At 36.0% G+C, this 11,155-nt stretch carries 4 protein-coding genes; 2 read left to right on the plus strand and 2 right to left on the minus strand.

The window, feature by feature from the left end; all coding sequences use genetic code 11:
- Window positions 1-32 precede the first annotated feature (32 nt).
- Together Q0W04_RS07570 and Q0W04_RS07575 are read right to left on the minus strand one after the other, a co-directional pair.
- Window positions 33-1,940, minus strand: coding sequence for a right-handed parallel beta-helix repeat-containing protein (locus tag Q0W04_RS07570; RefSeq protein ID WP_298501580.1), 1,908 nt, complete (start codon window positions 1,938-1,940; stop codon window positions 33-35).
- 253 nt (window positions 1,941-2,193) lie between these two features.
- The gene (locus tag Q0W04_RS07575; protein ID WP_298501581.1) at window positions 2,194-4,014 is read right to left on the minus strand and encodes a hypothetical protein; all 1,821 of its coding nucleotides are present in this window, start codon (window positions 4,012-4,014) and stop codon (window positions 2,194-2,196) included.
- 268 nt (window positions 4,015-4,282) lie between these two features.
- On the opposite strand from Q0W04_RS07575, the gene Q0W04_RS07580 reads away from it, so the two are divergent.
- Window positions 4,283-6,238: a right-handed parallel beta-helix repeat-containing protein gene (locus tag Q0W04_RS07580; RefSeq protein WP_298501583.1), complete on the plus strand. Its 1,956-nt coding sequence runs from the start codon at window positions 4,283-4,285 to the stop codon at window positions 6,236-6,238.
- Window positions 6,239-6,398: 160 nt separating this feature from the next.
- A partial coding sequence (locus tag Q0W04_RS07585) for a right-handed parallel beta-helix repeat-containing protein (protein ID WP_298501585.1) occupies window positions 6,399-11,155 on the plus strand: 4,757 nt, incomplete at its 3' end.

Consider the following 11,155-nt stretch of genomic DNA (forward strand, 5'->3'; position numbering starts at 1 on the left):
TGCAATAAAAAATGAAATTAGTGTTTAAGCAGTTATCTGATTTTTATTGTTCCTTTTTTGCTTAAACTATTGTAGTATGTGTCTCCAGCAAATTTAACAGCATATTTGTAGGTTCCTTTTTTAGTCAGTTTAACATTAATTGTTACTTGACCTTTGGAATTGGTGGTTGCTTTGTATGTTTTTTTGTTGACTGTTAATATGACCTTTTTCTTTCCAAGTGCTTTGTTGTTTGCTGATTTGAGCGTTATTGTTATTTTTTTGGTTTTTGCGGATTTCTTGAATGTTTTTGCAGGAGAAGATAATTTAACATTAGTTTTTTCCCATTTTTCAGCACTGGCTTTTTTGGGTGAGTAGGTGTTTCCTGAAAGTTTTTTAAATTCTCCACTACCGTAAATTGCAAAACCCAGTTTTGCTGTATTTGCAATAAATTTATTTTTAGTTATAATACCATCATTTCCTTTAAATCTTACTGCCCCACCAACATTTTGGACCCCTGCCTGATTTTTGGTGAATGTATTTGAGTCTAAAGTTATTTTTGAACCTTCAATGTATGCCGCTCCTCCAGATGATTTTGCAACATTTCCTGAAAACTCATTATTTTTAATGATTGCATTGCTGGATTTTATTAGGGTTGCACCTGCGATGCTTTCTGCAGCATTGTTAAGGAATTTGTTGTTAATAATAGTTGCTGAATCTCCACGCAGATAAAGTGCTCCACTGCATTCGGCCGCATAGCACATACTGATGAAGTTATTAATTAGAGTATTAGATTTGCCGTCGATGTAAATTGCCCCTCCACTTGTTGTGGTGCTGCTTTTTGTAATATAATTATCTGAAATCAGGGAATTTGAACCCTTAATATCCAAGGTTCCTCCAGCACCCCCAACGGCATGATTATCAATGAAGATATTTTTAGAAATAATCAAACCTGAACCGTTATCGTATATTGCTCCCCCGCTTCTGGCATCATTTCCTTCAAACCTGTTCTGAGTAATTATGCCCGAATTTGAAACCACACCGTTCCACCTAATAGCTCCCCCTAAGACATCTGCATGATTATTCGTGAAGTTATTGTTTGATATTGTACAGTTTTGACCTGCGATACTTATCGCTCCACCGTGAGAGCCCTCTATATTACCCGATACCCTATTGGAGTCGAATACATTATTTGTTATAACTGATCCTGTACCATGTTCGGCTACGACTGTTCCTTCAATGTCAATCGCACCGCCGTCACGGCCGGCAACATTTCCTTTAAAAGTATTGTTGAAAATCAGAATGTTGTGGCCTAAAGCATTTATTGCACCGCCAAGGATTCCCACTGCTTTATTTGCAATGAAAATGTTATTTGATATTATTTGGTCGTTTCCTTCAATGCGCATTGCCCCTCCACTAGTTCTTGCAGAATTATTTTCAAAATAATTATCTGTTACTGTGCAGTAACTGGCTTTTATATACACGGCTCCTCCAACATTACTGGTCGTTGCCCGATTATTAATGAATGTGCAGTTTGTTATAGTAAGATAATCCGACCCATTATCTGCAAAGATTGCTCCTCCACAGCTTTTTTCAGCGTTGATAAATATTGTATTTTTAAAAGTTACATGAGTAATTCCTTTTTTGATGTAAAAGACTGATGAATTGTTTGCATCAATGGTGTGTCCTTTGCCATCTAAAGTCAAAGTCCTGTCAACTGCAATTCCATTAGGACGAATAGAGTCAAATGCATAATCATCATCCAATTCAATTGTATCTCCGGGAGTGCAGTTCCTGATTTGCTGCTGCAAATCATAAAATCCTTTAGGTTGAGATATAGGGTCGCTTTCTATAATATTTTTGCCACCATCATCTATTTGACTTGTATTTTCAGCAGAAACAGTAGCAATTGATATAAAAAACAGGAATAATAGCAATAAAATTAATTTTAAATAAAATTTCATGTTTCCACCAGGACTTATATTATTATATGAATATAGGTGCTATTTATATTTTAATTTTAAATCCCAACACTCGTTAATTACCCATAAAATTAACTCAGAAAACTTATTTCAAAAAAATGAACTAATTTTAAAGAATAATATTTAAAATAATTAAATTTACAACGAAAAAATAGAAAAAAAGTGTTTATTGGACACATTCATTATTTAGGATGCAATTAATTGTCGCATATAAATAAATGAGTCCAAAACACAATTATGATGTTGAACTTACAAATCCTTTTAATAGATTCTCACTCTCATCCCCTTGAGGATATATCTGATAAAGCTTTCCATTTTTCTCATAGAAATAATTGGTATGGATATATTTTCCATCAACTTCCAATACTAAAGCTTTAACAGTGACATTACCCACATCAAATGACTTTTCAGTTACCTTATGGTCCTTATGTTTTTGATGGTAGTCATTAAATACGGAATCCATTGTGTCATTCACTTCCGTGATAGTATAGTTATTCTTACCATCAGTGACTGTCACACTATTTTCTGAAGATTTGGTAACCTTAAATCCATCAGGTATTGAAACTTTTGAAGTGCCGTTATTGCCAATAGCGACTGTTGAATTGAAATTAAGTACCTTTGAGAAATCAAGAGTATAGTAGTTGAAAACAGACATGGTGGCAATACCATCATAATCCGGTTCTTTCCAATCTATCAGATAAATTTCTTTATCAGTATTATTTTTAATGAAAGTAGGAATATCCTCACGTTCTATATCTTTGAAATCAAAGTATTGATGAACCTTATCCGTACTTACACCACGCCAATCATCTATATGATGAGCATACATGTCTGTTTGATTGGCAAATACTAAACAAAATACTGAAGGACGAACAATAACAACTGCATTATCCTGTGATAATTGATCAAAAAGCTCCTGTTGCACAATTCCATCATCATAGAAAGTTTTATTAGTGTCTAAAACGTTAACAGCTCCACTTAAAAGTAAGAAAACTATTAAAGCAGTTGAGATGTAAAATCTTTTTTTATCCTTAATCTTTGTTAAACATATTGACAGTGCCAACCACATGACTGCAGCTGCCGGCAATAGATATCTTATACGTAAAATTGGTTTATATACAAGAGATATGCCAACGGCAATAATTATTGTTCCGATATAAACGGCAAGTCCGGTTAAAATATAAAAACGGGTCAACTCATCCCAATCTTTTGAATCCAGGATAAATAGTGCCATTAAAGCAATTAAAATGATACAAAATACTATTCCAGGAATCAAATTTGAATAAGCAAAGAGTGAAAAAGCGGAAATCACAGTATCCAAAGTCAATGCGGAAATTGAAAAAGCGTTTTTAACACCGAACAGCTGATAATATAAATATGGAATCCACGGAGAATATAAAATAACTGCACCAACTGCAGAAAGTATGAAATACTTTATTTTATCTAACTTATCATATCTAATCATATAAATGAAAACAAATAGATACATGCACGCTACTGACAGAAGGGCGAAATAATGGGTGGCAATACTTGCAACTGAAAATACTGTAAAAAGAGCAAGTGATTTTTTATCAAAATTGCGTATAACATCCATATAATATACAAATGTCAATGCCAGGAATAAAATTGCCCAACCGTACATTCTTCCGGTCAAAAACCAAGCAAAAAATTCACTCATTAACATTAATGATAAAGAAAATAACCCTGCAGCCAACCATCCGTGTTCCTTTCTAATTTTAAAAAATGAAACAACCAGACATAGCGCATATGATAGTATTGAAAGAGTCTTTAGAACAAAAAGTTCAGATCCAATTCCCAGAACTGAAAATAGATTAACCCATAATTTAGCCATGATATAATGCAGTGGAGGGTGACAATCATTAGCCAAAATGGTAATCATATCCATAAATGGAAATTTAATAGCCGAAAGCGTGAAATATTCGTCAACATGTGTGAAAAAATGATTTATAGGCGTTACCAGCATATAAATCAAAAATCCAATACTTATTATAAATAGGATTTTTCCGATTAGTTCTTTATTTTCATGAATATTCATAAATATCATCCGTAATTAATTTTTTCAGCGATTATTGTAATTTTGCCAACACAGCAAAAACCGTGAAAAACATTAAATATAGATTTCATTTATAAAGAATATAAATTTTACTTTTAAAAATTCCAACAATACAGAACAACTGAAATTATAAAAACACTTCCAAAACAGATGCAATGAAAACACATTCAAACTAAAATCAAAAAAAAATGTATAAATATCATTTATCACAAAATAAACATTAAATAATAATTTTTTGGTGGGAAATAAAATGAAGATTAATTTAAAATTAATTCCATTAATATTAATCCTATTTTTCATAACCGTCAGTGCAGTTTCTGCAGATGATGCAACACAAACTGATGAAATTATTGGTGATGATGCCCAAGGAAATATTGATGAAGACATAAATACTGCCAATGAGGCAGATGCAAACAGTCCTAAAGATTTTAATGAATTTCAACGATTAATCTGGAATGCTAAAGAAGGGGACACAATTGAACTGGACAGCGACTACATATTTACAGAAAACACTACAAGACAAGCGGAATGGGGAAACCAAATTGACAAAAGTTTAACTCTTGACGGCAAAGGCCATACCCTTGATGGAGACAACAAAGCGGCAATATTATTTGTCAAAACAGGACTTACCAATGTAGTGATTAAAAACATTAAATTTGTAAATGGAGTGAAAGGTTGCGGTGGTGCACTGTTAGTGGATCCCGGTGCAGATTACCTTACTGTTGAAAATTGTACATTTATAAACAACAAAGCAACGACAAGTAATGTCGGTGGTGCAGTTTACATAAAAGCAAGCTATTGTACAATACTCAATAGCACCTTTGAAAACAATTTTGCACCAAGTAGCGGAGGAGCAATCCGTATTGAAGGGGATGGAAACATAGTCTCAAATAACATTTTCACTGCAAATAAAGCTGAAAAAAGTTTGGGCGGTGCCATAAACATATTAGGCCACAACAATAAGATTACAAACAACATATTTAGCGAAAATTTTGCCGGCCGTGACGGCGGAGCAATTGATATTGAAGGAACTAAAGTAGAGGAATTAGGTATTGGAAATGTTATTTCATACAATGTATTTAACTCAAACAGAGTTTCAAGCACAAAAAAAGAAGCATATGGTGGAGCAATAAGTCTTATGGGCCAAAATTGCGAAATATCTTATAATAACTTCACCAACAACCATGCGGACATGCTTGGAGGAGCAATAAGATGGACCGGTGCAAATTCAAATTCCGGCAAAATTATTGGAAACCTCTTTGAAGGCCATGATACCCAAAGCGGAGGGACAATATACATAACCGGTTCAGGAATCACCATTTCTAAAAATACAATCAAGGACAGTAAAGCTACTGTTGGAGCCGGAGGAGCTATAAATGTCAATGGAGACTACTCAACAATCTCATACAACGAAATAACAAAAAGCAGCACCAAAGCAAGTGGCGGTGCAATATATGTTGCCGGAAAATCCGCTAAAATAATGAATAACAATATAAATCATTGCAGTGCAGCAAGCAGCGGAGGAGCAGCATACATTACCGGCGCATCAGCAACAGTCACTAACAACAAATTCATATCCAACACTGCAGAAAAACTTGGAGGAGCTGTGCAAATCAAATCCAGCAGCGCAAACATTAAAAATAATGAATTTTCAGAAAATGTTGCAAAATCATCCGGTGGAGCGGCATATATTGAAGGTGCAAAAATAACTTTGGACTCAAACACTTTCACAAAAAATAAGGCAGGAGCCCAAAGTGTTGGCGGAGCAGTGAGATTTAGCGGAAATGATGGTATTATCACTAAAAATAAATTCACCGGAAATACAGCAAAAGTAGGATTTGCAATTTACGGCAGCGGAGAACTTAAAAAACTTTCAGGAAACACATACTCACCTAAAAAGACCAACACTGAAAGATGGGAAAAAACCAAAGTTAAACTAACAACCCCTACAAACACTTTCAAAAAATCCGCAAAAACCAAAAAAATAACAATAACACTCAAATCAGTAAACAACAAAGCACTTGGCAATAAAAAAATCACATTAACAGTCAACAAAAAAACATACAAAGCAACAACCAACTCCAAAGGCCAAGTAACAATCAATGTTAAACTGACCAAAAAAGGAACCTACAAATACACCGTTAAATTTGCCGGAGACACATACTACAATAGTTTAAGCAAAACCGGAACTGTAAAAATCAAATAACTGTTTTAATACAGTTATTTTCTTTTCTTTTTTTATAATAAAATTAAATGTTCAACATTTTTCAAAACATCAAAAAACGTTGCAAAATCAAATAGTAATAGTTAATAAATAATTTTCACCATATATATTATTTAATTAATAATAAATTCAAGGTGGAAATGTGAAGTTAAATATGAAATTGATTTCATTAATATTGATTCTGTTTTTTATATCAGTCAGTGTGGTTTCAGCAGAAGACACCTCACAAAATATTAATGTAACCGGAACAAACGACATGACGGTCGAGTATAAAAGTTTTGATGAACTGCAAAAGCAAATTCAAAATTCTCAAGAGGGAGACGTAATTGAAATAGATGGAAATTATTCAAACAATGCGAAATATGCCAGAGGAGTTGTAATCGATAAAAGCATAACCATTGACGGTAAAGGATATACCTTTGACGGAAACGGTTCAGGAATACTCCAAATCAAAGAAAATATCACCAATGTCGTGATTAAAAATCTAATTTTTATTAACGGTGAGAGAACTGCCGGAGGAGCAATTCGTGGAGAGCCTGGTACAGACTATCTTACTCTGCAAAATTGTACATTTATAGACAATAAAGCAACAACAGGTAATATTGGCGGTGCCGTTTATATAAGGGCAAGTCATTGTACAATAACTGACAGCACATTTGAAAACAACTATGCTCCAACAAGCGGGGGAGGAATCCGTATTGAAGGAGACTTCCAGAAAATAACAAATAACATATTTACAGCCAACATTGCAAATCTGACACTTGGTGGTGGAATCACTGCATTAGGCCACAATATTCTAATCAGCAACAACACATTTACACGCAATAAAGCCGGTCGTGACGGTGGAGCAATTGACATTGAAGGAACAATTGTAGCTGAGATGGGTATTGGAAATATCATAACAAACAATGTATTTGACTCCAATTATGTAGGAGGTCACCCGGACGGTGGCCGTGGTGGCGCAATAAGTATGTCCGGTGAAAACTGTACAGTATCATACAATAACTTCACAAACCATTATTCACAAACCCTTGGTGGAGTAATGAGATGGAATGGTGGAAACTCTACCATGGGAAACATTATAGGAAACATAATTGAAAGCAGTTCTGCTGAAAGTGGAGGTGCACTATACATTTTAGGTCATGGAATAAACATCGTCAACAACACATTCAACAACTGCGATGCATTTAAATATGCTGGAGGAGCTATAGACATTAAAGGAAACTATGGAATTGTTTCAAACAATACAATAACAAATACCTTCGCCAACACCAGTGGAGGAGCAATATACGTTGAAGGAAATTTCACCACAATAATCAATAACCACATAATTAACGCCACAGCTTTGGAAAGTTCCGGAGGAGCATACGTAACCGGAGAAGGGACAACCATCAATAATAACAAATTCATTAATAACACCGCAGGAATGATTGGAGGATCCATACAACTGAGAACCAACAATTCCATGGTAACAAACAACGAATTCATTAAAAACAGTGCAAATATATCCGGGGGAGTGGCATACTTTGACGGAGAAAACATCACAGTGAAAAACAATAATTTCACCAACAATCATGCTGATCTCCTTGGTGGAGCTATCAGATGGATGGGCGGAAACAAAACCGCCGGAGAAATCAGCGAAAACAAATTCGAAAACAACTACGCACAAAGCGGAGGCGCAATATACTTCGACGGCAACAGCATAACCATTTACAAAAATATATTCACCAATCACACCGCCACAGCAGGAGCCGGAGGAACCCTAAACATAAAAGGAGACAATGCAATCATCTCCCAAAACACCATAACAGACAGCGACTGCAATACAAGCGGAGGAGCACTATACATCGAAAGTAACTTCACTGAATTTGTAAATAACAGCATTATTAACGGATATGCAAATGAAAATGCAGGCGGAGCATATATCACAGGAGAATTCACAACAGTCAGTGAAAACAAATTCATAAACTGTAAATCAGGTCATGTTGGAGGAGCAATGCAGTTGTCATCAGATAACAGTGCAGTAACAAATAATGAATTTAAAAACAACACTGCAATGACCTCTGGGGGAGCAGCATATATGATGGGCGAAAACGTCACATTGAAAAACAATAATTTCACCAATAACCATGCTGATCTCCTTGGTGGAGCTATCAGATGGATGGGTGGAAACACAACCTCAGGAGAAATCAGCGAAAACAAATTCGAAAACAACTACGCACAAAGCGGCGGAGCAATATACTTCGACGGTAACGACATAACCCTCTACAAAAATCAATTCACCAACCATACCGCCACAGCAGGAGCCGGAGGAACCCTAAACATAAAAGGAGACAATGCAATCATCTCCCAAAACACCATAACAGACAGCGACTGCAATACAAGCGGAGGAGCAATCTATATAGAGAGCGATTACACTAAATTTGTAAACAACAGCATCATCAACGGATATGCAAATGAAAACGCCGGAGCAGCATACATCACAGGCAAATCCGCAACAGTCAGTGAAAACAAATTCACAAACTGCAAATCAGGACAACTTGGAGGAGCCATACAACTATCATCCGACAACAGCGCAGTAACAGATAACGAATTTGAAAACAACACCGCAACAGTATCTGGAGGAGCAGCATATCTGATAGGCGAAAACATCACAGTAAAAAGCAATAATTTCACCAGCAATCATGCTAACCTCCTTGGTGGAGCAATAAGATGGGATAGTGAATATGCAACTGGAGAAATTATTAAAAACAACTTTGATGAAAATGAAGCCCAAAGTGGAGGAGCACTATACATTTCAGGCAATGGAATAAACATTACTGAAAACATATTCAATGAAAATAAAGCTACCCTTGGAGCAGGGGGATCCATAAACATAAAAGGTAACTTTGCTGTGGTTTCAAACAATAAAATTGCAAAGAGTACCTCCAAAACAAGCGGTGGGGCAATATACATCGAAGGAGAAACAATCAAACTAATGGAAAACATCATAAATTCCTGTAATGCAGAAGAAAGTGCTGGAGCAGCATATATAACCGGAGACACAACAACAATACTTGGCAACAAATTCCTTGAAAATACAGCAGGACAACTTGCAGGAGCACTGGAAGTTAAATCCGTTAATGCAAACATCAAAAACAACGAATTCACATCAAACAGTGCAAACGTTACCGGAGGAGCACTATACATCGAAGGAAACAACAACACAATAACCGAAAACAACTTCACCAACAACCAAGCAAACAACCTCGCAGGAGCAATCCGATACGACAACGCAAACACAGGACAAATAACACAAAACAACTTCAACAACAACACCGCACAAAGCGGAGGAGCACTATACATAACAGCAAACAAAATAAACATTAATAAAAACACATTCAACGAAAACAAAGCAACCACAGGAGCCGGAGGAACCATAAACATAAACGGAAACGAAAACACAATCACAAACAACAACATAACAAAAACCAGCTCAAAAACAAGCGGAGGAGCAATCTACACCAACGGAAAACAAACACAAATAACAAACAACAATATAAACACAGCCACAGCCGGAGACAGCGCAGGAGCAATCTACCTAACCGGAGACACAGCAACAATAACAAACAACAAATTCCTTGAAAATACAGCAGGACAACTTGCAGGAGCACTGCAGGTTAAAGCCTCCAATACAGAAATTAAAAATAATGAATTCAAATCAAACAGTGCAAAAGTTACAGGCGGAGCATTATACATTGAAGGAAACAACAACACAATAACCGAAAACAACTTCACACAAAACACAGCAAACAACCTCGCAGGAGCAATCCGATACGACAACGCAAACACAGGACAAATAACACAAAACAACTTCAACAACAACACCGCACAAAGCGGAGGAGCACTATACATAACAGCAAACAAAATAAACATTAATAAAAACACATTCAACGAAAACAAAGCAACCACAGGAGCCGGAGGAACCATAAACATAAACGGAAACGAAAACACAATCACAAACAACAACATAACAAAAACCAGCTCAAAAACAAGCGGAGGAGCAATCTACACCAACGGAAAACAAACACAAATAACAAACAACAATATAAACACAGCCACAGCCGGAGACAGCGCAGGAGCAATCTACCTAACCGGAGACACAGCAACAATAACAAACAACAAATTCCTTGAAAATACAGCAGGACAACTTGCAGGAGCACTGCAGGTTAAAGCCTCCAATACAGAAATTAAAAATAATGAATTCAAATCAAACAGTGCAAAAGTTACAGGCGGAGCATTATACATTGAAGGAAACAACAACACAATAACCGAAAACAACTTCACACAAAACACAGCAAACAACCTCGCAGGAGCAATCCGATACGACAACGCAAACACAGGACAAATAACACAAAACAACTTCAACAACAACACCGCACAAAGCGGAGGAGCACTATACATAACAGCAAACAAAATAAACATTAATAAAAACACATTCAACGAAAACAAAGCAACCACAGGAGCCGGAGGAACCATAAACATAAACGGAAACGAAAACACAATCACAAACAACAACATAACAAAAACCAGCTCAAAAACAAGCGGAGGAGCAATCTACACCAACGGAAAACAAACACAAATAACAAACAACAATATAAACACAGCCACAGCCGGAGACAGCGCAGGAGCAATCTACCTAACCGGAGACACAGCAACAATAACAAACAACAAAATCAACAACAACACCGCAGAAAAACTAGCCGGAGCAGCACTAATAAAAACAAACAACGCACAAATCAAAAACAACACATTCAACCAAAACAAAGCAAAAACAACCGGAGGAGCACTATACATTGAAGGAAACAACAACACAATAACACAAAACAACTTCACACAAAACACAGCAAACAACGTAGC

This window comes from uncultured Methanobrevibacter sp., assembly GCF_947170395.1.
Taxonomy (GTDB): Archaea; Methanobacteriota; Methanobacteria; order Methanobacteriales; family Methanobacteriaceae; genus Methanocatella.